The organism is Amaricoccus sp., assembly GCF_017995835.1.
In the GTDB taxonomy this organism is placed as follows: Bacteria; Pseudomonadota; Alphaproteobacteria; order Rhodobacterales; family Rhodobacteraceae; genus Amaricoccus.
Genome location: NZ_JAGOID010000021.1, coordinates 5141 through 29410, shown reverse-complemented (window position 1 = coordinate 29410; position 24270 = coordinate 5141). Strand labels below are relative to the sequence as shown.

Sequence of the window (24270 nt, the reverse complement as noted above, 5' to 3'; positions counted from 1 at the left end):
CCCGGCCGCGGCCGCAGGAGGCGAGGTTTACGCAATCCCGAGCGAAAGGGAGCCCCCCCGATGTCGATCACGCCAGACGTGAAAGAGAAGCTGATCAAGGACTACGCGACCAAGGCCGGCGACACCGGCTCGCCCGAGGTGCAGGTCGCGATCCTGACCAGCCGCATCAACACGCTGACCGAGCACTTCCGGACCCACGTCAAGGACAATCACTCGCGCCGCGGCCTCCTCAAGATGGTCTCGCAGCGGCGCAAGCTCCTCGACTACGTCAAGCGCAAGGACGAGCCGCGCTACCAGTCGCTGATCCAGCGACTCGGCATCCGCCGCTAGAGCCTGACCCGAGCGCGCCCCCGAGGGGGCGCGCTTCGCCTTTGTCCGGGCGCGGGACGGCGCGCCGGGCTGGACCCGCGTTTCCCGTCCGCATGCACGCCGGACCCCCTCCCCGACCCCGAGGGCAAGTCCATGAGGTGATCCAGGGGTTTCGCGGGCAACGGCCCGCACAACCGGCGTTCGCCAGGGGGCGACGCCGGCACGCAAGGAAGAAACATGTTCAACATCGTCAAGAAATCGATCGAGTGGGGCCACGACACGCTCACGCTCGAAACGGGGAGAATCGCGCGCCAGGCCGACGCGGCCGTGCTCGCCACCTATGGCGAGACCAGCGTGCTGGCCACCGTGGTCTACGCCCGCGCGCCGAAGCCGGGCCAGGACTTCTTCCCCCTGACCGTGCACTATCAGGAAAAGACCTACGCCGCCGGCAAGATCCCGGGCGGCTTCTTCAAGCGCGAGGCGCGCCCGTCGGAGAAGGAGGTGCTGACGTCGCGCCTGATCGACCGGCCGATCCGCCCGCTCTTCATCGACGGGTTCAAGAACGAGGTCCAGGTCATCGCGACCGTCCTCTCCTACGACATGGAGAACGACCCCGACATCGTCGCCATGATCGCTGCCTCGGCCGCGCTGACGCTCTCGGGCGTGCCGTTCATGGGGCCGATCGGCTGCGCCCGCGTCGGTTTCGTCGACGGCGAATACGTGCTGAACCCGGCCGTCGACGACATGGAGAAGCTGCGCGACAACCCCGAGCAGCGGCTCGACCTGATCGTCGCCGGCACCAAGGACGCGGTCATGATGGTAGAGTCCGAGGCCTACGAGCTCTCCGAGGCCGAGATGCTCGGCGCGGTCAAGTTCGGCCACGAGCAGATGCAGCCGGTGATCGACCTGATCATCGACATGGCCGAAGAGGCGGCCAAGGAGCCCTTCGCCTTCGAGGCGGCCGACTATTCCGCGCTCTACGAGCGGGCGAAGGCGATCGGCGGCGAGGCGATGCGCGCGGCCTTCGGCGTGCGCAACAAGCTCGAGCGCCAGGACGCGGTCGCGGCCGCCAAGGCGACGATCCGCGCCGGCCTGACCGAGGAAGAGCAGGCCGACCCCTCGCTCGACACGGTCATCAAAAAGCTTGAGTCCGACGTCGTGCGCTGGGACATCCTCGACCACGGCCGCCGCATCGACGGGCGCGATCTCGTCACCGTGCGCCCGATCCTCGCCGAGGTCGGCGTGCTGCCGCGCACCCACGGGTCGAGCCTCTTCACCCGCGGCGAGACGCAGGCGCTGGTCGTCACCACGCTCGGCACCGGCGACGACGAGCAGATCATCGACGCGCTGCACGGCTCCGGCCGGGCGAACTTCCTGCTCCACTACAACTTCCCGCCGTATTCCGTCGGCGAGACCGGCCGCATGGGCTCCCCGGGCCGGCGCGAGATCGGCCACGGCAAGCTCGCCTGGCGCGCGCTCCAGGCGGTGCTGCCGGCGGCGACCGACTTCCCCTACACGATTCGCGTCGTCTCGGAGATCACCGAGTCGAACGGCTCGTCCTCCATGGCCACCGTCTGCGGCTCGTCGCTCTCGATGATGGACGCCGCCGTGCCGCTGAAGGCGCCGGTGGCGGGCGTCGCCATGGGCCTGATCCTCGAGGGCGATCGCCACGCGGTCATCACCGACATCCTCGGCGACGAGGACCATCTCGGCGACATGGACTTCAAGGTCGCGGGCACCGAGAAGGGCATCACCTCGCTCCAGATGGACATCAAGGTCGCGGGCATCACGCCCGAGATCATGGAGACCGCGCTGGCCCAGGCCCGCGACGGCCGGATGCACATCCTCGGCGAGATGGCCAAGGCGCTGACCTCCGGGCGGACCGAGTTCTCCGCCCACGCGCCGCGCATCGAGACGATGCAGATCGCGGTGGACAAGATCCGCGAGGTGATCGGGTCGGGCGGCAAGGTGATCCGTTCGATCGTCGAGGAATCGGGCGCCAAGGTCGACATCAACGACGACGGCACCATCAAGATCGCCTCGCCGAACGGCGCCGCGATCGAGAAGGCGCGCGAGCTGATCTCCGCCATCGTCGACGAGCCCGAGGTCGGCCGGATCTACACCGGCAAGGTGGTCAAGATCATGGACTTCGGCGCGTTCGTTAACTTCTTCGGCAAGCGCGACGGCCTCGTCCACGTCAGCCAGCTCTCGGCCGACCGGGTGACTCACCCGAAGGACATCCTGACCGAGGGCCAGGACGTGAAGGTGAAGCTGATGGGCTTCGACGACCGCGGCAAGGTGCGCCTGTCGATGAAGGCCGTCGACCAGGCCACCGGCCAGGAGATCAGGGAAGACGCCTGACGCGGGGCGTACATCCCGATCACGACAGGAGCGGCCCGCCCAAAGCGGGCCGCTTTTCGTTCCGGTCGTTGCTCCTCGCTTTCGTGAGATGCTTCGATCGCGCGATCCTCGCGGCGGCGGAGCCTCGCCACAGGGATTCGGCGCGGACCGGGCTCTTCCGCCGGCGCCGGTCGCCTCGCGGCGTTGAATCTGCCTCCCGCCTCTGCGACTGTCCCGCCGACGGAACCGGCCGCGCGCAAGGCCGGGCGATTGGGGGAACGCTTGAGCGACACGAGCCGCGAGCCGATCGGCATCTCCTTCCCGAAGTCGGGACGGACCTGGGTCAAGGCGGTGCTGAAGCGCGTCGGCGCGCCGACGCGCTTCACCCATGCAGGGCATGGGAGCCGCAAGCAGGAGCTTGGCCGGCCGTTCGAGGCGGTCGCGGCCGGGCACGCCGACCGGCCGACGCTCTTTCTGCATCGCAACCCGATCGACACGGCGGTGTCGTTCTTTCACCAGGTCAACAGCAAGGACTTCGCGCCGGGGACGCTGAAGTACTGGCAGCGTCTGGTGCCGCTGTGGCTCGAGGGCCGTCTGCCGCCCCGGTCGATCGACGCCTTCGTGCTGCACCCGAACTACGGCGTCGAGAAGATCTGCCGCTTCAACCGGGCCTGGCTCGACCACCTCGCGGGGCGCGACGACAGTCTCGTGGTCAGCTATGAGGAGCTGCGCGCCGACCCGATGGCCGGCTTCGGCCGCATCCTTTCCTGGCTCGGCCGCGACGCCTCCGGCCTCGCCGAGGCGGTCGAGGACAAGAGCTTCGAGAACATGCGCGCCCGCGAGGCCGCCCGCGCCGAGGAAGCTACGAGCTTCCTCAAGCCCGACCGCACCCGCGACGAGGGCGCCTTCAAGGCCCGCCGTGGCAAGGTCGGCGGCTACGCCGACGAGCTTGCGCCGGGGACGGTCGCCCGCGCCCGCGACATCGCCGCCGCCCACGGCTTCGAGGTCTGAGACGATGCCGCTCGCCCGCATCGGCGCGACCACGCTGTTCTTCGTCCACGTCCCCAAGACCGGCGGGACCAGCGTCGAGGCCTATCTCCGCGCCAAGGGCGCCGATCTGGCGCTGCACGGGCAGGGCAAGGGCTGGGCGCGCGTGCCGGTCCAGCACCTCCACCGCGAGGCCTGGGCCGAGATCGTGCCGCCGGGGGCATATGACGCCGGTTTTGCCGTGCTGCGCGACCCCAAGCAGCGGCTGATCTCCGAGTTCCGGATGCGGGCCGAGCCGCTGCGGCCGAAGCTGCGCCCGCTCGGGCTGGCGCGGCTGGCGCGCAACCGCGCGGCGGGCCGGCCGACCTATCTCGCCCGCCTCGGCGGCCGGGCGGAGTATCTCGACTTCGACCTCTGGGCGACGCGCATCCTCGCCGAGTACGCCCGCGACCCGTGGACGCTCTCGAACCACATCCGACCGCAGGCGGCGTTCGTCGATCCGCGCCATCGCCTGTTCCGGCTGGAGGACGGCCTCGACGCCGTCTTCCGCTGGATCGACGCCACGACCGGCACGCCGCCCACCCCCGGCCTGTTTCACGAGCGCCGCTCCTCGCCGATCCCGGTCGCCTGCGCGCCCGAGACCGACGAGTTGATCCGCGAGACCTACGCCGAGGACTACGCGCTCCTCGCCTCGCTCGCCGCCGTGGAGGCCGCGCCATGACGACGGCGCCCGCAGGCAGGCTGGCGATCGTGACGAGCGTGGTCGGCAAGTCGACCGAGATCTCGCAGCGTCGCCACATCAACGAGCTTTTCGGCGGTGAGACCGCCATCGTCTGCTATTCCGTCGAGCCCGGCTTCACCACCGAGAAGCCGATGCTCCACGTTACCCGCCGCCCGCCCGGCCTCGCGCCGCGGGCGGAGCTCGAGCTCGGTAAGGCCTGGAACACCCTGCGCTGGCGGGCGTCGGGGGTGCCCTTCGGCCGGGTTCGCGCGCGCGTGGAGGACTTCCTGCGCGCGAACCGCTGCTTCGCCATCCTCGCCGAGTTCGGCCATCTCGGGTCGAGCTTCGCGCCGATCGGCCAGGCGCTCGGCATCCCGGTCTTCGTCTATTTCCGCGGCTTCGACGCCTCGAAGCGGCTCTCCTCGCCGCTGCGCGTCGCCTCGTATCGCGCCGCGATCCCGCGCCTCGCCGGGTGGTTCTCGGTCTCGCAGTCGCTCCTTGACAACCTCGCGGCCAAAGGGCTGAGGCATCCGAACAGCCACGTCATCCCCTCCGGCGTCGACACCGACCTGTTCTCGCCGGCGGAGAAGGATCCCGACCTGCTGCTGGCGGTCGGGCGGATGATCCCGAAGAAGGCTCCGCTCACCACCATCGCCGCCTTCGCGCGCTCGGCTTCCGACTTCCCGACCCGGCGGCTGGAGATGATCGGCGACGGCCCGCTCATCGAGCCCGCCCGCGCCGAGGCCAACCGCCTCGGCCTCGCCGGCCACGTGCATTTCCTCGGCCTCCAGCCCCACACTGTCGTGCGCGAGAGGATGGCGCGCGCGTCGGTGTTCCTCCAGCACTCCGTCACCGACGCCGAGGGCAACGAGGAGGGCCTGCCGATCGCGATCCAGGAGGCGATGGCCTCGGGCGCGGTGGTGATCTCCACCATCCACGCCGGCATCCCCGATGCGGTGACGAGCGGGGCCGACGGCCTCCTCGTCCCCGAGGGCGACCTCGACGGCTACACCGACGCGCTCCGCTCCGTCCTCGCCGACGACGGCTTGCGCCTCCGCCTCGCCGAGGCCGCACGCGCCCGGGCGATCGCGCAGTTCGACACCCGCGTCCTGCACCGCCGCATCGAGGAGATCATCCGCGCCGCCGTTCGCCGCTGATCCGCTTGCATCAGCGCCGCCGGCCCCGATAGGCTCCCGCGCAACGGGAGGAACGGGAATGACCGACGTCGCGGTGATCGGGCTCGGCTCGATGGGATACGGAATGGCGGCGTCGCTGCTGCGCGCGGGCTGTCGGGTCTGGGGCGCCGACGTCGTCCCCGCTCAGGTCGAGCGTCTCCGCGCCGAGGGCGGCCAGCCCGGTCCCGTTCCGGCCGCCGACCTCGACGCCGTGGTCGTCGTCGTCCTCAACGCCGCCCAGACCGAGGCCGCGCTCTTCGGCGCGGACGGGATAGCGCCGCGATTGCGGACGGGGGCGGTCGTCATCGGCTGCGCCACCGTGGCCCCGGATTTCGCCCGCGCCATGGAGGCCCGTTGCGCCGAGCGCGGCCTGCTCTACCTCGACGCCCCGATCTCCGGCGGCTCGGTCAAGGCCGCCTCCGGCGCGCTCTCGGTCATGGCCTCGGGCACGCCGCAGGCCTTCGCCGCGGCCCGGCCCGTCCTCGACGCCACGGCCGCGAAGGTGTTCGAGCTCGGCGACGCGGCCGGCGCCGGCTCGGCGATGAAGGCGGTCAACCAGCTCCTCGCCGGGGTGCACATCGCCGCGATGGCCGAGGCGATCACCTTCGGCATCTCGCAAGGCGTCACGCCCGAAGCCTTCCTCGCGGTGATCCCGCAATGCGCCGGCGCCAGCTGGATGCTGGAGAACCGCGCGCCGCATGTGGCGTCGGGCGACTACACGCCGCATTCCGCCGTCGATATCTGGCCGAAGGATCTCGGCATCGTGCTCGACATCGCACGCGCGGCGAAGTTCTCCGCGCCGCTGACCGCCGCCGCCCTGCAACAGTTCCTCGCCGCCTCCGGATCCGGGCTCGGGCGCGAGGACGACGCGGCGGTGGCGAAGGTCTACGCCCGCAACGCCGGGCTGACGCTTCCCGGCGACCCATGACCTTCCTCGGCTGCATCGGCGACGACCTGACCGGCTCCACCGACCTCGCGGGCCTGCTCGCCCGATCCGGCGCGCCGGTCTCGCTGCGCATGGGCGTGCCCGAGGGGTCGCCGGAGGGGGCGGCGCCGGTCGAGGTGATCGCGCTCAAGTGCCGGACGGCGCCGGTCGCCGAGGCGGTGGCGGAGACCCGCGCCGCGCTCGCCTGGCTGCGGGCGGCCGGGGCGACGCGGTTCTACTGGAAATACTGCTCGACCTTCGACTCGACGCCGCAGGGCAACATCGGCCCGGTGGCCGAGGCGCTGATGGCCGATCTCGGCGCGACACAGACGATCTACTGCCCGGCATTCCCCGAGAACGGCCGGTCGGTCTACATGGGCGTGCTCTTCGTCGGCGAGCAGCCGCTGGCCGAGAGCCCGATGAAGGACCATCCCCTCACGCCGATGCGGGATTCGAACCTCGTGCGCCTTCTCGCGCCGCAGGTGACGCGGCCCGTCGGGCTCGCCGAGCGCCGCGTGGTCGCCCGCGGGCCGGCGGCGCTGCGCGCCCGCCTCGCGGCGCTGGCGGCGGACGGGGTGGCGCACGTGGTCGTCGACGCGGTGGCGGACGACGATCTGCGCGCCATCGCCACGGCCTGCGCCGACATGCCGCTGCTGACCGGCGGCAGCGCCGTGGCCCTGCCGCTGGCGGAGGCGTGGTTGCGCGCGGGGCTGCTCGTCCGCGCCGCGACCGAGGCGCGTCCGCCGGCGCCGGGGCCGGGGGCGGTGATCCTGTCGGGAAGCTGCTCGGCGATGACCAACCGCCAGGTGGCCGCCTGGCGGGCGACCGGCGCGCCGGCGTATCGGCTCGACCCCCGCTCGCTCGCCGCCGAGGGGCCCGGGGCCGCGCTGGCGTGGCTGGCGGCGCAGGCGCCCGACCCGGCGCCGCTCGTCTACGCCACGGCGGAGCCCGGCGAGGTCCGCGACGCCCAGGCCGCGCTCGGCGTGGCGCGGGCGGGCGAGATCGTCGAGGAGGCGCTCGGGGCGCTTGCCGTCGCCGCCCGCGACCGCGGCGCACGCCGGATCGTCGTCGCGGGCGGCGAGACGTCCGGCGCGGTAGCGAGGGCGCTCGGCGTCGACCGCCTCGCGGTCGGCCCGGAGATCGCGCCGGGGGTTCCCTGGTGCTTCGCCACGAGCGCCGGGCGGCCCATCGCGATCGCGCTCAAGTCCGGCAACTTCGGCGCGGAGACCTTCTTCGCCGACGCGCTGGCCGCGCTCGACCGATGAGGGCGACCGATGCGCCCTGCGTCCCGGTCTCCCGATCCGGGGCCGGTCGGGCGGCGCGGGCATGAGCGCCGAAGCCGCCCTGCGCGAGCTCGTCTGCACGCTGGCGCGGTCCCTGTTCGACCGGGGGCTCACCGGCGGATCGACCGGGAACATCTCCGCGCGCACGCCCGACGGCGGGCTGCTCGTCTCGCCGACCGGCGCGAGCTTCGGGCGGCTCGACCCCGCCCGGCTGAGCCGCTTCGACGAGGGCGGGCGACTGATCGGGGGCGACCCGCCGACCAAGGAGATGCCGCTCCACAGCGCCTTCTATGACACCCGCTCCAGCGCGGGCGCGGTGGTGCACCTGCATTCCTGCCATGCCGTCGCGCTCTCGCTGCTGGCGGAGGTCAACCCGGACGACTTCCTGCCGCCGCTGACGCCCTACGCGATCATGAAGCTCGGCCGGGTGAAGCTGCTGCCGTTCTTCCTGCCCGGCGACCCGTCGATGGGCGCGGCCGTGCGCGGCCTCGCCGGCCGGCGCGCCGCGGTGATGCTCGCCAACCACGGCCCGGTCGTGGCGGGGCGGGACGTGGAGGCCGCCTGCAACGCCATCGAGGAGCTCGAGGACACGGCGCGCCTCGCGCTCCTCACCCGAGGCATGAAGCCCCGCGCCCTCACCCCGGATCAGGTCCGCGCGGTGGTGGACCGCTTCGACGTGGAATGGGACGCATGAAGTTCTCCGCCAATCTCGGCTTTCTCTGGACCGACCGGCCGCTCCCGGCCGCCATCCGCGCCGCGAAGGCCGCGGGTTTCGACGCGGTGGAGTGCCACTGGCCCTTTGATACGCCGGCCGCGGAGGTCCGCGCCGCGCTCGCGGAGACCGGCCTGCCGATGCTCGGGCTCAACACGGTGCGCGGCGACGTCGGGCGGGGCGAGAACGGCCTTGCCGCGCTGCCGGGCCGCGAGGCCGAGGCGCGCGCCTCGATCGACCAGGCGGTCGCCTATGCCGCCGAGATCGGGGCGAGGGCGGTTCACGTCATGGCGGGGAACACCAGTGGTCCGCGCGCCCGCGAGACCTTTGCCGGGAACCTGCGCCATGCCTGCGCCGCCGCCGCGCCGCACGGGATCGCCATCCTGATCGAGCCGCTCAACCACTACGACGCGCCGGGCTACTTCCTCGCCAACTCGGCGCAGGCGGCCGCGCTGATCCGCGAGTTGGGGCTCGCGAACCTCAAGCTCATGTTCGATTGCTACCACCTCCAGATCATGGAGGGCGACCTGACGCGCCGCCTCGCGGCGTTGCTGCCTCTCACCGGCCACATCCAGATCGCCGCCGTCCCCGACCGCGGGCCGCCCGACCATGGCGAACTCGACCATGCCTGGCTTCTGCCCGAGATCGACCGCCTCGGCTGGACCGCGCCCGTGGGCGCCGAATACCGCCCCGGCGGCGACACCGACGCCAGCCTCGGCTGGCTCGCTCGCGCCCGCGGGCGGTAGCGCGGCGTCAGCCGAGCGCGTGCCCGAGCAGCGCCCGGGTCGCGGCGTCGGCGGGGCGTGACCCGACATCCTGCCGGGAATGCTCGCGCTTCCAGCGGGTCGTGATCCCGCGGCAGTGCAGGTAGTGGAACGCGTCGCTTTCGAACCGGCGCGAGAACGGCACCAGGTCGAGATTGTGGACGTTCCACGAGTGTCGCCGCATCCGCCCGGACGGCACGATGCAGTACTTCGCCGGGCAGGGCTTGCCGTCGTCGAGCACGCCCCAGTGGTCGGCATGGCGCGGCGGCTCGTGCTCGCCCATCGGCGTGCGCCACAGGCCGCGGAACTTCACCCAGCCCGCGCGCGAATTCGCGGTCACGTCGAAGACGCTGCGCCCGTCGCGGCCGACGACCAGCTCGTCGACGTCGATCTGCAGGACGGCGCGGGCCCGCCACAGCCAGCGCACCCGCGCGAGGTTGAGGAGCGCGGTTTGCAGGAACATCGCCCGGCTCCTGGAGCCGCGCAGCGGCATCGGCCCGTAGGGCCGGTCGATCCGCGCCACCCGGACGACCTCGATCCCGGCGACGCCGGCGAGCGTCTCGGCGATGGCCTCGGGCGGATAGGCGTCCGAGCCGTTGTCGAGGAAGAGCACGGCGTCCGCGCCGTGCTCGCCGGCGTGGAACCGGGCCCAGTCGCGCACCCAGTCGAGCGCGTTGTCCTTGGAGAGCGTCAGGAGCACGTTGCGCCCGGCGAAGGGCGCGCAGTCGGCGTCGGAGCGGACGGGAACCTCGGTCTCCCAGCCGCGGACGGCGAGCGACAGGCGCTCCGGGCGCGTCGGCGCGGCGAACTCCGCGACCGAATACCGCCGGCGCCGGCGCAGGCGGCGAAGCCGCGCCGGCCGGCCGTCGAGGCGGAACGCGCCCTCCCGATAGGCCGGCGCGAGGTCGAGGGGCGGCGGCCCGTAGAGCCGCACCACGCCCGCTTCGGCGACGTGCACCACGTCGTGCGTGAGCCCGAGCGCGTCATAGCGGGCGTCGTGGTTCTCGGGACGGTCGGCGAGCGGGATCACCGGCGCCCGCCGCAGTCCGAGGGCTTCCGGCAGCACGATGGGCGAGAACGCGTCAATGCGCGCGTCGGTCATGGCGCGGGCTGCGACGGGGCAGGGGCCTTGACGATCCCGTCCGGCGTCCAGGCCACGCCTTCGCGGCGGATGCGCCGGATGCGCGCCTTGTTCGCCGCCTTGTGCGCCGGATCGGCGTAGCCGCGCGGATGGTCGAGATGGACGAGGGGCGCGGTGAAGCGCAGGTGCCGTCCCTTCACCCCGGCATTGGTCAGGCGCACGCCCATCTCCTTGTCGCCGCCGCCCCAGCGCATCGTCTCGTCGAAGCCGTTCACCTTCAGGATCGCGGCGCGGAAGGCGGAGGCGTTGCCGCCGCCCCAGGCGCGCTGCACCGGGCTGAGGACGTCGAGCGCGGCCATCGCGGGACGGGGGAACGGCATCGCCTTGAGCCACGTCCCCGGCCGGTCGATCGCCCGGTTGGCCCTGAGCCAGCCGATCTCGAACACCCGGCCCGAGGCCACGTCCGCCTCGGTCACCGCCGCCGTCGCCTCGGCGTCGAGCCGGATCAGGCTGCCCGAGGACCAGCGATCCGGGCGGGCGAGCTCCAGGTGGCGGGCGACGAAGTCCGGGTGGATCATCATGTCGCCGTCGATGAAGATCAGGACATCCGCCTCCGAGGTCGCAATGGCGCGGTTGAGGATCGCCGCCTTGCGAAAGCCCGCGTCCTCCTGCCAGACGTGACGCACCGGCACGGGGCTCGTGGCCGCGAAGGCGTCGATCGCCGCCTTGGTCGCCGGGCCCGAGCCGTCGTCGGCAATGGCGATCCCGTCCGGCATGACCCGCTGCCGCGCCACCGAGGCGAGGCAGAGCGCCAGCGCCCGCGGGTTCTCGTAGGTCGAGACGATCAGCTCTGATCTCATCGCCTAAATCTGGCCGCTGCGGGCGAGATAATCCAGCGCCGCGCGGTCCTCGACCTCGTCCTTCTCGATGTTCGCCACCGTGCGCAGCACCTTGCGCCGGTATTCCGGCGCCTTGGACGCCAGGTTCGGCCCCCGGCCGATCTTCGCCTCCAGCTCGGACTTCGAGCGGGCGTAGTAGTGGTTTAGCTGGACGTGGTCGGTGGAATAGAAGCCGCGCGCCTCGCGGTCCCTCTGCCGGAACCGCTCGCCGCGATCGTTCCAGGTAAGGCCGCCGCCCGTCTCCATCGTGTGCACCCCGACGCCCACGAGCCGGCAGGGATCGACGAGGCACTTGAAGGCCCGCACGCCACGCAGGTCGGTCATCGGATCGGCCGCGCGCCGCAGGTAGCTGCGCAGCACGCCCCCCTCGGGCGGCGTGGCGTGCCCGGAATGGCCGAACATGTGCCAGGGCAGCGAGACGTTGGCCACCTCCTCGCCGAGATGGGCCAGCGCCGCATCGAGGTCCAGGGCCTGCCTGGGGACGAGGAACTCGTCGACGTCGATGAACGCCATCCAGCGGAAGGCGCCGCCGAAGTTCGAGGCGGCATGGGCGTAGGCGAGCGCCTGGTTGTGGATCTCGCGCTCGAGCCCCGCGTCGGACAGCCGCTGACGCCACGGCGTCACCACCAGCCGGTCGCCGAGCGTCTCGCGCAGGACCGGGATCGTCGCGTCGGTGCAGCGGTCGTCGTAGACGAGGAACGCCCGGACCCCGGCGGCGGCGTGGAACTCGGCCCATTCCCGCACATGCGCGGCCTCGTTGCGGACCACGAGCGCGACGGCGAGCCCGGCGCGGCCGGGCTCGGGCGCAGGCGGGACCATCCCGATCCGGCCGATCTTCCACAGGCGGCCGATCGTCGACCGGAGCATTGCGGCGCCTCCCCCAAGCGGCCGCCCGAATAGCACCGCATTGGCGGCTTGGCAAAGCGCGGGGCGTTGCGCGGGGGCCGCCCGGCCCGCTACAGAGGACCGGACCCGGCTCGGGGGAGCGCCATGCGGCTTGGACTGGATTTCGGCGGCACCAAGATCGAGGGGATCGTGCTGGCGCCAGACGGCGCGGAACGCGCCCGCGCCCGCGTGCCGACTCCGCGTCACGACTATGCGGGCTGCCTCGTCGCCATCGAGGATCTGATGCGCCGGCTGGAGCAGGAGGCAGGCGGCACGATCGAGCGCGTCGGCATCGGCGTCCCCGGCGCCGTCGACCGCGACAGCGGCGTCGTCCATGGCGGCAACTCGACCTGGCTGCACGGCAGGCCGTTGCAGCAGGACCTCGCCAACGCGCTCGGACGGCCGGTGAAGATCGCCAACGACGCGAACTGCTTCGCGCTCTCCGAGGCGGTGGACGGCGCCGGCGTCGGCGCGCAGGTGGTGTTCGGCGTGATCCTCGGCTCCGGCGTCGGCGGCGGGGTCGTGGTACGCGGCCAGCTCGTCGAGGGTGTGAACGCCATCGGTGGCGAATGGGGCCATATTCCGCTGCCGACGCCGCTCGCCGACGAGCGCCCCGGACCGATCTGCTCCTGCGGGACACCCGGCCACACCGAGGCCTGGCTGTCCGGGCGCAGCCTGGCCGCCGACTACGCCCGCCGCGTCGGGATCGATCCCGAGGACGCGCCGCCGGCCCAGGAGGTGGTCGCCCGCGCCGAGGGGGGCGAGGCGGCGGCCGAGGAGACCATCCTGCGCTTCGAGGACCGCCTCGGACGTTCGCTGGCGCTGATCGTCAACGTGCTCGACCCCGACGTGATCGTTCTCGGCGGCGGCCTCTCCAACGTCGCGCGCTTCTACGAGTCGGTGCCGGGCAGGATCGCCGCCCATGTCTTCGGTCCGCGCTTCGCCACCCGGCTCGTGCCGAACCGGCACGGCGACAGCTCCGGGGTGCGCGGCGCCGCCTGGCTGTGATACCGGCGAGTCTACCAGGCCACCCGGCGCAACACGGGCTAACACGCGTGATAGATAGGCTAACTACCTGAGTACGAACGATAAAAGTGTTAGGTCAAAAAAGGTCCACGAGTCGTTTCATGCGCCCGCCGGTATGAGCCGATCGGGGTCGTGTCCGCGCCGTGTGGATCGCTGCCGCGGGCCCGGGGGGAGCGCCGTCCTCGGGGAGGCGCGCGAGCGCGCCCCCCGCTCGGACGGCGCTGACGGTCGGCCGCCTTTGCGGCCGACCTGACGGAGCGGCCGCAGGCGGCCGCGAGTCCTATTCTCTCTCCCCACCCTTTGGCGGGGAGGCGCCTGCTCGATAGGGTTTCCGCCAGTATGAATGCCTGAAGGGGATCGGTCCCCTTGCGTCGCACGCGACCCGGAGCGGCGGCAAAACCGATCTAGACTTCGCCCCGTGCCTCACCTAGACGGGCTCCGGCCTGAGAAACGGGGGAAGAGGACGCCATGCGGGTCTATTATGATCGCGACTGCGACATCAATCTGATCAAGGACCGCAAGGTCGCGATCGTCGGCTACGGGAGCCAGGGTCACGCCCACGCCCTCAACCTCCGCGACAGCGGGGTGAAGAACGTCGTCGTGGCGCTGCGCGCCGGCTCGCCCTCGGCGAGCAAGGCCGAGGCCGAGGGGCTCCGGGTCATGGAGATCGCCGAAGCCGCGAAGTGGGCCGATCTCGTGATGATGACGATGCCCGACGAACTGCAGGCCGACGCCTATCGCCGCTGGATCCACGACAACCTCCGCGACGGCGCGGCGATCGCCTTCGCCCATGGCCTCAACGTGCATTTCGGCCTGATCGAGCCGAAGCAGACCGTCGACGTCATCATGATGGCGCCGAAGGGCCCCGGCCACACCGTCCGCGGAGAGTTCGTCAAGGGCGGCGGCGTGCCGTGCCTCGTCGCGGTCCACAACGACGCGTCCGGGAACGCGCTCGAGATCGGCAAGTCCTACTGCTCGGGCATCGGCGGCGGCCGGTCGGGCATCATCGAGACCGATTTCAAGGAAGAGTGCGAGACCGATCTCTTCGGCGAGCAGGCGGTGCTTTGCGGCGGGCTCGTCGAGCTGATCCGCATGGGCTTCGAGACGCTGGTCGAGGCCGGCTACGAGCCCGAGATGGCCTATTTCGAGTGCCTGCACGAGGTGAAGCTGATCGTCGACCTCATCTACGAGGGCGGCATCGCCAACATGAACTACTCGATCTCGAACACCGCCGAGTACGGCGAGTACGTCTCGGGTCCGCGCATCCTGCCGCGCGAGGAGACCAAGGCGCGGATGAAGGCGGTGCTGGAGGACATCCAGACCGGCCGGTTCGTCTCGAACTTCATGGCGGAGAACGCGGTCGGCCAGCCGTTCTTCAAGGCCACTCGCCGCCGCAACGACGATCACCAGATCGAGCAGGTCGGCGAGAAACTGCGCGGGATGATGCCCTGGATCTCCAAGGGCAAGATGGTCGACAAGGCCCGCAACTGAGGCTTCGGGGCTCGACGGTCCGGCCGCCCCGCGGCCGGGTCGACGAAGGCGTTGCACGGCGGTTGCGCGGCTACGCGCATCAGAGTCTAATGCGCGGATTTTTATACATTATCTTGCGCGTTAGTAGTGATAGCGACACTGGACGATCTCGATGGCCGTCGGGGTGACGCGGTAGACGAGGCGGTGCTCGCGGTCGATGCGGCGCGACCAGAAGCCGGCGAGGTCGCCCCTGAGCGGCTCGGGCTTGCCCGTCCCTTCAAAGGGATGGCGCAGGCATTCGCGGATGAGCCCGTTCAGCTTGCGCAGCGTCGCCTTGTCGGTCGCCTGCCAGTGAAGATAGTCATCCCAGCCGTGCGGGTCGAAGGCGAGATTCATTCCTCGATCAGATCGCGGACGACGCCCTTGCCCTCGTTCAACTGGCGGATGGATTCCCGGAGCCTTCGCGCATTCTCCGGGCTGGACAGCAGATAGGTCGTCTCGTCCATCGAGGCCCAGTCCTCGAGCGAGACCATGACCACGGACTTGCCCTTGGCGCGGGTGACGATGACCGGCTCGTGGTCGTCATTTACCTGGTCCATGACGGTGGAAAGGGTTGCGCGGAGTTCGGTGGAGGAGAGGGTTTTCATGACTCTCAGATGTACGGGATTGCGTACGTATTGTCAAGGTTGCAAGAGGTGGGTGAAATCACCCACCCTACGTGCTGCGGACTTCACCCCTCGGAGCCCCAAGTCTTCACCTTCAGTGCACTCTCAATCTTCTGACGCCTCCCGGCGGCCGAGCCAGCGTTGCCCGAGTCATAGACAGAATTCGACAGCCCCCAGAGATTCCGCTGCGCTACGCGCAAATCCTCCTTGCTGGGCAAGTTCAGGATGCGGTGCAGCTTGTCGTAGAACGGAATGCTGTTTGGTCCTGTGGACAAGTCAGCCATGCAGCGTCGCAGTTCCGTGGCGGCCTCATCCATCGAGGACCTCTGTCCTACGCCGGGAGTCCCGATCTCGGCACTATATCTGTCCAATGCAACGGCCGCGCGCGAAATAACCTCCCGTTGGCTCTGCCAAGGTTCAATGAAAAGCTTCAGAAAAATCTGTCCTAAAACGAAAACAAGCGTTCCAGATAGTACAGTCAGGAAGACCTGCATTTTGGCCCAGTCAGTATTTTAGCTCATTGATCCAGAAAACTCCGCAGCTTTCGCGACCGGCTCGGGTGCTTCAGCTTACGCAGCGCCTTTGCCTCGATCTGTCGGATCCGCTCGCGCGTCACCGAGAACTGCTGACCCACCTCCTCAAGCGTGTGATCGGTGTTCATGCCGATCCCGAAACGCATGCGCAGCACCCGCTCCTCGCGCGGGGTCAGCGACGCCAGCACCCGCGTCGTCGTTTCCTTCAGGTTGCCCTGAATGGCGCTCTCCAGCGGCAGGATCGCGTTCTTGTCCTCGATGAAGTCGCCGAGCTGGCTGTCCTCCTCGTCGCCGATCGGCGTCTCCAGAGAGATCGGTTCCTTGGCGATCTTCATCACCTTGCGGACCTTCTCGAGCGGCATTTGCAGCTTCTCGGCCAGCTCCTCAGGCGTCGGCTCGCGGCCGATCTCGTGGAGCATCTGTCGCCCCGTCCGCACCAGCTTGTTGATCGTCTCGATCATGTGGACGGGGATGCGGATCGTCCGCGCCTGGTCGGCGATCGAGCGTGTAATCGCCTGGCGGATCCACCACGTCGCGTAGGTCGAGAACTTGTAGCCGCGGCGGTACTCGAACTTGTCGACCGCCTTCATCAGGCCGATATTGCCTTCCTGAATGAGATCAAGGAATTGGAGTCCGCGGTTGGTGTATTTCTTGGCGATGGAGATCACGAGGCGCAGGTTGGCCTCGACCATCTCCTTCTTGGCCTGGCGGGCCTCCTTCTCGCCCTTCTGCACCTGGTTGACGATGCGGCGGAACTCGGAGATGTCGAGGCCGACATACTGGCCGACCTCGGCCATCTCGTGGCGGGTCTCCTCGACCTTGTCGCGATAGCGGTTGGCGAGCTGGTCCCAGCCGCGCGACTTCAGCCGGCCGACGCGATCGAGCCAGCCGGGCTCGAGTTCGGCGCCGCGGTATTCGTGCAGGAACTCCTGCCGGCTGACACGGGCCTGGTCGGCGAGCTTCACCATCTGGCCGTCGAGCGTCATGATCCGGCGGTTTATGCCGTAGATCTGGTCGACGAGCTGGTCGATGCGGTTGTTGTGCAGGTGCATCGAGTTGACGAGTTCGACGATCTCGCCGCGCAGGCGCTGGTACTCGCGCTCCTGGGTCGAGGTGAAGCTCTCGTCCTGGTTCAGGGTCGCCGACATGCGGCTGTCCTGCATCTCGGCGAGGCGGACGTAGTCGGACGCGATGCGGTCGAGGGTCTCGAGAACCTGCGGCTTCAGCGCCGCCTCCATTGCGGCGAGCGACAGGGCGCCGGCCTCCTCGTCCTCGTCGGGCTCCTCCTCGCGCACCGTGCCGCCGCCGCCGACGTCGGTGATGTCGAGGTCGGGATCGTCGTCGTCGCGAGCCTGCGTCGCGCGGGCCGGCTCCGGGCGAGCCGACGCCTGCGGGCGCGGCGTCTCGTCGCTTGGCTCGGCCGGCTCCTGCCGGCCCGTCGGCAGCACGCCCTCGACGTCGTCGGTCTCCATCGACTGGCCGAACGTGGTCTCGAGATCGATCACGTCGCGCAGCATGATCGCCTCGTCGAGGAGCTCGTCGCGCCACACCGTGATCGCCTGGAAGGTCAGCGGGCTCTCGCAGAGCCCGGCGATCATGGTGTTGCGCCCCGCCTCGATGCGCTTGGCGATGGCGATCTCGCCCTCGCGGCTGAGAAGCTCGACCGTGCCCATCTCGCGCAGGTACATGCGCACCGGGTCGTCGGTGCGGTCGAGCGCCTCGCCGGACACGGTGGGCATGGCGAGTTCGCGCGAGCCCGATTCGGCCTCGGCCTCCGGGGCGGCGCGTTCCTCCTCCTCGCCTTCCTCGGCGTCGATGACGTTGATGCCCATCTCGTTGAGCATGGCCATCACGTCCTCGATCTGTTCCGAGTTCACCTGGTCCTGGGGCATGACCTCGTTGAACTCGTCGAGCGTGATGTAGCCGCGCGCCTTCGCCGTCGCGATCATCTTCTTGACCGCGGCCTGGCTCATGTCGAGCATGGCGCCCGGATGCTCGGCTCCCTCCTCGGGCTTCTTTCCGGCTTCGTCTTTTCCGGCCATCGAGGTGCTCCTGATGCACGCCTAGGTTGCGCTAGCCTGGCGGCTTTCGTTTTGGTTCACGAATCGGCGATTCGCAATGCGGTTCAGGGGTGACGCTTCTTCCAGATTTGTTGATCGATGAGGTTTTGCAACCCCCTGCTCAGGGCAGATTCGTCCTCCGATTCGGAAGCGACCTCGGCGAGGGGTCGGGTTACGGCGGCGTGGGCGGCGTCGGCCGCCTCGCGCAGGCGCCAGGTCAGGCCCTCGTCGGCGGCCCCGGCGACCGCGCGCTCGGCCTCGCGCACCTCGACCGCGCGTCCGCCCGAGGCTGCGTGGCGGTCGATCGCTTCGGCCACGGCGCGCTCGGCCTGCGCCGGGTCGGCGAGGAGGCGGCGCGCGGCGGGGAGCGTGCCGGTGGCGCGCAGGCGGGGGGCGGGGTCGAAGCCGAGCCGCGCCGCCACCGCGGGGGAAGGATCGTCCGGCGCGCGGACGATCGCGGCAAGGAGGGCGTCCCGTATGGCGGCGAGGTCGGCGCAGCGGAACTCGAGGCGGTCGAGCGCATGCTCGAACCGGGCGGCGATTTCGGGGTGAGCGAGGCAGCCGGCGAGGATCACCGTCTCGTGGATGCGCGCTTCCGCCTCGGCCGCCGCCTCCGGCCGCGCGAGGAGCGAGGCGCGGGTCGTGGGTTCGGCCCCGACCGGCGGCGCGGCGGCGAAGCCGCGGCGAGGACCCGCGCCGCGGGCGGGGCGCGCTCCGGCGGCCGGCTTGCGGACCGGGGCGAAGAGGGCCGCGCGGCGCTCGCGGATCTCCGCCTGCCAGTGGGCGCGGATCGAAGGGTCGGCGATGCGGGCGAGGTGGGCGCGCAGGCGCGCATCGAACGCCGCGCGTCGCTCGGGGCTGTCGAGCATGCCGGCCTCGGCCGTCTCGCGTTCCCAGAGCAGGTCGATCATCGGCCGGGAGGCGGCCAGGAGCGCCTCCGCTGCTGCGCGGCCGCCGGCGCGCGCCACGTCGTCGGGATCCTGTCCCGGCGGCATCATGGCGAAGCGCAGGCCCTTGCCGGCGGCGAGGTGCGGCAGGGCGAGGTCGACGAGCCGCTGCGCCGCCCCCTGGCCGGCCGCGTCGCCGTCGAGCGCCACCACCGGCTCGTCGGTGATGCGCCACATCAGCTGGAGCTGGTCGGCGGTGATCGCGGTGCCGAGCGGCGCGACGACATGGGCGATCCCGACCTGGGTCAGCCCGATCGCGTCCATGTAGCCCTCGACGACGACGAGCCCGCCGGCCTTGCCGGCGGCGGCGCGGGCGGGCCCGACATTGTAGAGGCTGCGGCCCTTGTCGAAGAGCGGGGTCTCCGGGCTGTTGAGGTACTTGGCCCTGGCGCCCGGATCCATCGCCCGGCCGCCGAAGGCGATGGCGCGCCCACGGGCGTCGCGGATCGGGAAGAGGATGCGGTCGCGGAACAGGTCGTAGGGCGCGCCGCCGTCGTCCGGCTTGCGGCAGAGGCCCGCCTCGACAAGGATGGCCGGCGCGAAGCCCTTCTCGGTCAGGGCGCGAAACAGCGCCTTGCCGTCGCGGCCGGCATAGCCGAGCTCGAAACGGGCCTGCGTCTCCGGCGTCACGCCGCGGCGCTGGAGGTAGGCGCGGGCTTCGGCGGCGGGGGTGGTGGCGAGTTGCAGCCGGTAGAAGCGGACGGCGGCCTCCATCGCCTCGGCTAGGCCGGCGCGGAGGGTCTCGCGGGCGGCGGCGCCCGGGTCGCGGGCGGGCATCGGCATTCCCGCCTCAGCGGCGAGAAGCTCCACCGCCGGCATGAAGTCGAGGTTCTCGGTCTCTCGCAGAAAGGTGAGGGCGTCGCCCTTGGCGTTGCAGCCGAAGCAGTAGTAAAAGCCCTTGGCGTCATCGACGTGGAACGAGGCCGACTTTTCCTGATGAAAGGGGCAGGCGGCCCAGTAGTCGCCCCTGGCGGCGTTGGTCTTGCGCGGATCCCACGAGACCTTCCGCCCCACCACGCGCGCCAGCGAGACGCGACCTCGGAGTTCGTCGAGGAAGCCGGGCGGGAGGGACATCGCCGCAATATCGGGTCGACGCCGGCCCTTGGCAAGGGCGCCCGGGCGGGCATGCACGACCCATGCACAATCCATGCACAAACCGTATGCATGATCGTGCGCATCCGACTATTCCCCGGCCAGCGCGTCCGGCTCCCCGGGGGCGGCGGGCGGACGGGCGCGGGAGGGCTTGGCCGCGCGGCTCCCGGCGCGGGGACGCGGCGGGGAATCGCCCCGGCGGCGGCGCGGCGGCCGCTCGGGATAGGCGAGGCCGAGGACGCGCGTCGCGAGGTCGGCGAGAAGGCGCATGGCGACGGCCGGCTGGACCATGATGGCGCGCAGGCAGTTCACGGCGGCCTCCGACTGCGCGGCGTCGAGCTGGCCGTCGCGCCAGAGCCGGCGCATCAGCTCGTTCATCGTCATCAGGCGCAGGCAGGACTGGAGCTCGGCGAGGCGGCGCAGGCCCTCGGGGTCGGTCGGGCGCGGGGCGTAGGGGTCGTACTCCTCGCGCTGGAACGCCATCTCGGGGTCGAGGATACCCAGACACCGGGCGAGCATCGTCCCCGCCGAAGCGCCGGGCGGGTCGAGGTCCGGGGTCCGGAAGCGACGGGCGGACGGGGCGCTATTCGGCGGCGTCGATCTCCATTTCGGCGACCGCGCCGCCGTCGGCGTCGAAGACGCGGATGCGCTCGCGGCGCTCGCCGTCCACGGTGACCACGGCGACCCAGCCGGCGCCGAAGGTGACGGCCGCGGCGGTTTCGCCTTCCGGCAGCGCCAGCGCCGGCGGCAGCAGCGGCTGTGCCGGCGCCAGGTCGGACAGGCGGATGACAAGGAGCGCGACCACGGTTATGACGCCCACGATCAGGGTGAGCGTCAGCGCCGTCACCAGGCGGCGGAGCCGGCGCAGTCCCGGGGGCTCGGCGCCGCTGTCGCCGCCGGAGGTCGAAGCCGACATGTCGCTGCCTTCCCGAACGCTGCGCATCGTCGTGCCGGATCTGCCCGGCGAGCGTCTTGATAGGGCCTTGGCGGTCGCCGCGCCAGACGGCGCGGGCCTGAGCCGCACGCGCCTGCAACGGCTGATCGAGGAGGGCGCGGTGCGCATGGCCGCGACCGGCGCCACGTTGCGCGATCCGCGGCTGCGGGTGTCGGGCGGCGAGGAGGTCGAGGTCGCATTGCCACCGCCGGCCCCGACGCTGGCCGAGGCCGAGGATATCCCGCTCGTCATCGCCTGGGAGGACGACGACCTGATCGTCATCGACAAGCCGGCGGGGCTCGTCGTGCATCCGGCGCCGGGGGCGCAGGCCGGCACGCTGGTCAACGCGCTGCTGCACCATTGCGGCGAGAGCCTGTCGGGCGTCGGCGGCCGCATCCGGCCGGGCATCGTGCACCGGATCGACAAGGACACCTCGGGCCTGCTCGTCGTGGCCAAGAACGACGCCGCCCATCAGGGCCTCGCCGCGCAGTTCGCCGCGCACACGCTGGAGCGGCGCTACCTCGCGGTGACCCGGGGCGCGCCGGAGCCGTCCGACCCGCGCCTCGCCGGGCTGCCCGGCGTGAGCTGGGAGCCGGGCGGCGTCCTGAAGCTCGCGACCCGGATCGGCCGCAATCCGGCCGACCGCAAGCGCATGGCGGTGCTCGCCGAGGGGGGCAAGCACGCGGTGACGCGGGCGCGGGTGCTCGAACGCTTCGGGCCCACCGGTGGGGCGGAGGCGGCGCTGGTGGAATGCCGGCTGGAGACCGGGCGCACCCACCAGATCCGGGCGCATCTCGCCTATGCGGGGCATCCGCTCGTCGGCGACGGGGTCTATGCCCGGCGGCGCGGCTCCGGCGATCCCGTTCTCGCCGGGTTCCCGCGCCAGGCGCTGCACGCCGCCTCGCTCGGGTTCCGCCACCCGCGGACCGGGACAGATATGCGCTTCGAGGCCGATCTGCCGCCCGACCTCGCGGAACTGTTAACTCACTTGCGACGGATCCGGGGCGCCTGAGCGTTTAAGGTTCCGTAGACTGACCTATACTATGCGTTAAGAGGCGGCGCGATCCGAGCGCGCCCGGAGGGAGTTTCGTGAGCTACACCAGATTGCCGGCGCCGTCCCCCGAGCAGGGGCTGTCGCGCTACATGTCCGAGATCCGCAAGTTTCCCATGCTCGAGCCCGAGCAGGAATACATGCTGGCCAAGGCCTGGGTGGATCACGGCGACAAGGACGCGGCGCACCAGCTCGTCACCAGCCACCTGCGCCTCGCCGCCAAGATCGCCATGGGCTACCGCGGCTACGGCCTGCCGACCGCCGAGGTGATCTCCGAGGCGAACGTCGGCCTGATGCAGGCGGTCAAGCGCTTCGACCCGGAAAAGGGCTTCCGCCTCGCCACCTACGCCATGTGGTGGATCCGCGCCTCGATCCAGGAATACATCCTGCGCTCGTGGAGCCTCGTGAAGATGGGCACCACCGCGGCGCAGAAGAAGCTGTTCTTCAACCTGCGCAAGGCGAAGAACAAGATCGGCGCCATCGAGGAGGGTGAGCTGCGCCCGGAGAACGTCGCCCGGATCGCGCACGACCTCAACGTTTCCGAGGGCGACGTGATCTCGATGAACCGCCGCATGGCCGGCGGCGACGCCTCGCTCAACGCCCAGATCAAGGGCGACGGCGAGGGCACGGCGGAATGGCAGGACTGGCTGGAGGACGAGGACGCCGACCAGGCGATGGCCTATGCCGAGCGCGACGAGCTGGAGAACCGGCAGGCGCTGCTGCTCGAGGCGATGGGCAGCCTCAACGAGCGCGAGCGGCACATCCTGACCGAGCGGCGGCTCAAGGACGAGCCGGTGACGCTCGAGGATCTGTCCAGGGAATACGACGTCAGCCGCGAGCGCATCCGCCAGATCGAGGTCCGCGCCTTCGAGAAGCTCCAGAAGAAGATGCGCGAACTCGCCGCCGAGCGCGGCATGGTGCCGGCGGTGAACTGAGCGCCTAGGTCGACGGCGGCGGCGGGGTCGCGAGGAGCGCGGGATTGTCCCATGCCTCGTCGAGGGCGGTGGCGAACGCGGCCATGAGCTCCTCGCGGTCCGCCGCCTTCGCCGTCCCGTCCTCCAGCTTCTTGCGGTAGTCGGTGATCTGCTTGTCGAACTCGGCGATCGTGGGCGGGCCGAACACCTTTCCGACGATGTAGGTCGCCTGGCTGAGGCCGAGCACGGCGAGGATCCCCTGGGGGATGCGCGCCTCGCCGAGCGCGTAGACCGACATGATGACGAAGGTCGGCGCGACCAGCAGGGTGAACATGAGCGCCTGGAAGCGGTACATGTCGAAGCCGCCGCTGGTGCTCACGAGCTGGAACCAGCTGAGCTTGGAGGTCCTGGCGTCCGGGAACGCGCCCTGTTTCGTCAGCCAGACCCAGTTGCTCCAGGTCAGCCGGTTCTTGTTGACGTCGCCGATCGTCGCCGCCGTCGTGCTCACCGCGGTGATGCCGAGCAGGAGCAGGACATCCTGCGACAGGTCGCTGAGTTCACGCGTGCGCCCGAAGACGTAGGCGACGGTCCCGAGAACGGCGGCGAAGAACACGAAGAGCTGGAACCGGGCGAGGCTGACGCGCCCGCTGAAGTCGGCGAAGAGAAGCTTGAGGCCGCGGCCGAACCCGCCGCTGCTTTGACCGAGGTGGCGCGCCCACAGGATCATGAGCAGGGCGCCGAGCGCCAGGATGGCGAGCGCCCACACGATGCCGCTGAACCAGGTCGAGAAGGTGCGCTCGGCGCCGACGAAGGCCACGAGTTCTGGCGGCGGCGCGCCGCCTGCGTCGAGCGTGAGCGGGCCGGTTCGACCGCCCGGCGAGGCGCGGCAGGCGAGAACGAGGATCTGGTAGGTCGCCTGCCGGAGAAAGGACTGCCCCGCGGGCGGACTGACGCGCAGCGTCACCTCGGTCCGGGCGCCGTCCGAGGACGCGACCACGCTGCCGATCGTAGCGGGTTCGATCGGGGCGTCGGCCAGGTCCGTCCGCCGCGCGAAGGCGTAGTAGCCGACCTCGGACCCGTGGCGACCGACCAGCGAGACCGTGACCGGCAGATCGAAGGGGGTCATCGGTGGAAGGTCGGCGGCCGCCTGGATGGTGGTCGCCGTGGCGCGCAGCTTGTCGAAGAGTCCAGGCGAGATCGCCTCGCAGCTCGCGCTGGCGCGGGACGAAAGGCAGCAGAAGACGAGCAGCAGAAGCGCAATCAGGTTTCGGGGCATGCTTTCCCCCTTCGAATACTTGATCATACCACGGCGGCGCGACCGTTCATAGCTTGTGAGCGGCATCGGCCTTTCGCCCGAGGCGAGCGCCAGCACTCCGGGTGGAAAAGGCGTCGCGTTGGTGCGAGATGGACAGGATCTTCGCCGACCGCATGCCGTCGCGGGGCCTCGCCCGGGTATTGCTCAACCTGCTCGATCGAGGTCAGGCGTGCGCGGGGGCG

At 70.8% G+C, this 24270-nt stretch carries 24 protein-coding genes; 13 read left to right on the top strand and 11 right to left on the bottom strand.

The window, feature by feature from the left end:
- Nucleotides 1-60 precede the first annotated feature (60 nt).
- From rpsO to KBA23_RS05495, 9 genes are all read left to right on the top strand, one after another.
- Nucleotides 61-330, top strand: coding sequence for a 30S ribosomal protein S15 (gene rpsO, locus KBA23_RS05535; RefSeq protein WP_290737692.1), 270 nt, complete (start codon nucleotides 61-63; stop codon nucleotides 328-330).
- 216 nt (nucleotides 331-546) lie between these two features.
- Nucleotides 547-2670 carry a polyribonucleotide nucleotidyltransferase gene (pnp, locus tag KBA23_RS05530; protein ID WP_290737689.1) on the top strand — a complete coding sequence of 708 codons (2124 nt, stop codon included), beginning with the start codon at nucleotides 547-549 and terminating at the stop codon, nucleotides 2668-2670.
- 261 nt (nucleotides 2671-2931) lie between these two features.
- On the top strand, nucleotides 2932-3660 hold the full coding sequence (locus KBA23_RS05525) for a sulfotransferase domain-containing protein (RefSeq protein ID WP_290737686.1): 729 nt from the start codon (nucleotides 2932-2934) through the stop codon (nucleotides 3658-3660).
- Nucleotides 3661-3664: 4 nt separating this feature from the next.
- A complete protein-coding gene (locus KBA23_RS05520; RefSeq protein ID WP_290737683.1) occupies nucleotides 3665-4357 on the top strand; it encodes a sulfotransferase family 2 domain-containing protein in 693 nt (230 codons plus the stop codon).
- Nucleotides 4354-5514, top strand: a complete 1161-nt coding sequence (locus KBA23_RS05515) for a glycosyltransferase (protein WP_290737680.1) — start codon at nucleotides 4354-4356, stop codon at nucleotides 5512-5514. The genes KBA23_RS05520 and KBA23_RS05515 overlap by 4 nt, the downstream gene beginning before the upstream one ends.
- Nucleotides 5515-5572: 58 nt before the next feature.
- Nucleotides 5573-6460 carry an L-threonate dehydrogenase gene (ltnD, locus tag KBA23_RS05510; RefSeq protein ID WP_290737677.1) on the top strand — a complete coding sequence of 296 codons (888 nt, stop codon included), beginning with the start codon at nucleotides 5573-5575 and terminating at the stop codon, nucleotides 6458-6460.
- A complete protein-coding gene (gene otnK / locus KBA23_RS05505) occupies nucleotides 6457-7722 on the top strand; it encodes a 3-oxo-tetronate kinase (protein WP_290737674.1) in 1266 nt (421 codons plus the stop codon). The genes ltnD and otnK overlap by 4 nt, the downstream gene beginning before the upstream one ends.
- A gap of 61 nt (nucleotides 7723-7783) precedes the next feature.
- Complete coding sequence (locus KBA23_RS05500) at nucleotides 7784-8434, top strand: aldolase (protein ID WP_290737671.1); 651 nt, start codon at nucleotides 7784-7786, stop codon at nucleotides 8432-8434.
- The gene (locus KBA23_RS05495) at nucleotides 8431-9198 is read left to right on the top strand and encodes a TIM barrel protein (RefSeq protein ID WP_290737668.1); all 768 of its coding nucleotides are present in this window, start codon (nucleotides 8431-8433) and stop codon (nucleotides 9196-9198) included. Before KBA23_RS05500 ends, KBA23_RS05495 begins: the two co-directional genes overlap by 4 nt.
- 7 nt (nucleotides 9199-9205) lie before the next feature.
- Here KBA23_RS05495 and KBA23_RS05490 read toward each other — a convergent pair whose 3' ends face one another.
- From KBA23_RS05490 to KBA23_RS05480, 3 genes are read right to left on the bottom strand one after another with little or no spacing between them, the layout of a single operon-like run.
- Nucleotides 9206-10318: a hypothetical protein gene (locus KBA23_RS05490; protein WP_290737666.1), complete on the bottom strand. Its 1113-nt coding sequence runs from the start codon at nucleotides 10316-10318 to the stop codon at nucleotides 9206-9208.
- Complete coding sequence (locus KBA23_RS05485) at nucleotides 10315-11157, bottom strand: glycosyltransferase family 2 protein (protein WP_290737663.1); 843 nt, start codon at nucleotides 11155-11157, stop codon at nucleotides 10315-10317. Before KBA23_RS05485 ends, KBA23_RS05490 begins: the two co-directional genes overlap by 4 nt.
- Before the next feature lie 3 nt (nucleotides 11158-11160).
- Nucleotides 11161-12063: a glycosyltransferase family 92 protein gene (locus tag KBA23_RS05480; protein ID WP_290737660.1), complete on the bottom strand. Its 903-nt coding sequence runs from the start codon at nucleotides 12061-12063 to the stop codon at nucleotides 11161-11163.
- A gap of 123 nt (nucleotides 12064-12186) precedes the next feature.
- On the opposite strand from KBA23_RS05480, the gene KBA23_RS05475 reads away from it, so the two are divergent.
- Both KBA23_RS05475 and ilvC read left to right on the top strand, forming a co-directional pair.
- Nucleotides 12187-13089 (top strand): ROK family protein, encoded by a 903-nt coding sequence (locus KBA23_RS05475; RefSeq protein ID WP_290737657.1) that lies wholly within the window; start codon nucleotides 12187-12189, stop codon nucleotides 13087-13089.
- 486 nt (nucleotides 13090-13575) lie between these two features.
- Nucleotides 13576-14598 (top strand): ketol-acid reductoisomerase, encoded by a 1023-nt coding sequence (gene ilvC / locus KBA23_RS05470; RefSeq protein ID WP_290737654.1) that lies wholly within the window; start codon nucleotides 13576-13578, stop codon nucleotides 14596-14598.
- Between the two features lie 120 nt (nucleotides 14599-14718).
- Here ilvC and KBA23_RS05465 read toward each other — a convergent pair whose 3' ends face one another.
- The 7 genes from KBA23_RS05465 to KBA23_RS05435 form a co-directional block, all read right to left on the bottom strand.
- Complete coding sequence (locus tag KBA23_RS05465; RefSeq protein WP_290737650.1) at nucleotides 14719-14973, bottom strand: Txe/YoeB family addiction module toxin; 255 nt, start codon at nucleotides 14971-14973, stop codon at nucleotides 14719-14721.
- Entirely contained in the window at nucleotides 14970-15224 is a 255-nt protein-coding gene (locus KBA23_RS05460; protein WP_290737647.1) for a type II toxin-antitoxin system Phd/YefM family antitoxin, read from the bottom strand. The genes KBA23_RS05465 and KBA23_RS05460 overlap by 4 nt, the downstream gene beginning before the upstream one ends.
- A gap of 83 nt (nucleotides 15225-15307) precedes the next feature.
- Nucleotides 15308-15559 carry a hypothetical protein gene (locus KBA23_RS05455; RefSeq protein WP_290737644.1) on the bottom strand — a complete coding sequence of 84 codons (252 nt, stop codon included), beginning with the start codon at nucleotides 15557-15559 and terminating at the stop codon, nucleotides 15308-15310.
- A 200-nt stretch (nucleotides 15560-15759) separates the two neighbouring features.
- Complete coding sequence (gene rpoD / locus KBA23_RS05450) at nucleotides 15760-17817, bottom strand: RNA polymerase sigma factor RpoD (protein WP_290737641.1); 2058 nt, start codon at nucleotides 17815-17817, stop codon at nucleotides 15760-15762.
- Nucleotides 17818-17900: 83 nt separating this feature from the next.
- Nucleotides 17901-19856, bottom strand: a complete 1956-nt coding sequence (gene dnaG, locus KBA23_RS05445) for a DNA primase (RefSeq protein ID WP_290737638.1) — start codon at nucleotides 19854-19856, stop codon at nucleotides 17901-17903.
- 108 nt (nucleotides 19857-19964) lie between these two features.
- Nucleotides 19965-20393, bottom strand: coding sequence for a hypothetical protein (locus KBA23_RS05440; protein WP_290737635.1), 429 nt, complete (start codon nucleotides 20391-20393; stop codon nucleotides 19965-19967).
- 64 nt (nucleotides 20394-20457) lie between these two features.
- Nucleotides 20458-20790, bottom strand: coding sequence for a DUF6476 family protein (locus KBA23_RS05435; RefSeq protein WP_290737632.1), 333 nt, complete (start codon nucleotides 20788-20790; stop codon nucleotides 20458-20460).
- Here KBA23_RS05435 and KBA23_RS05430 point away from each other — a divergent pair.
- Together KBA23_RS05430 and rpoH are read left to right on the top strand one after the other, a co-directional pair.
- Nucleotides 20789-21820: a pseudouridine synthase gene (locus KBA23_RS05430; protein ID WP_290737630.1), complete on the top strand. Its 1032-nt coding sequence runs from the start codon at nucleotides 20789-20791 to the stop codon at nucleotides 21818-21820. The two genes, KBA23_RS05435 and KBA23_RS05430, sit on opposite strands and share 2 nt — an antisense overlap.
- Nucleotides 21821-21897: 77 nt before the next feature.
- Nucleotides 21898-22794, top strand: a complete 897-nt coding sequence (rpoH, locus tag KBA23_RS05425; protein ID WP_290737628.1) for an RNA polymerase sigma factor RpoH — start codon at nucleotides 21898-21900, stop codon at nucleotides 22792-22794.
- Between the two features lie 4 nt (nucleotides 22795-22798).
- Here the strand turns inward: rpoH and KBA23_RS05420 are convergent, their stop codons facing one another.
- Complete coding sequence (locus tag KBA23_RS05420) at nucleotides 22799-24049, bottom strand: hypothetical protein (RefSeq protein ID WP_290737625.1); 1251 nt, start codon at nucleotides 24047-24049, stop codon at nucleotides 22799-22801.
- Nucleotides 24050-24270 lie beyond the last annotated feature (221 nt).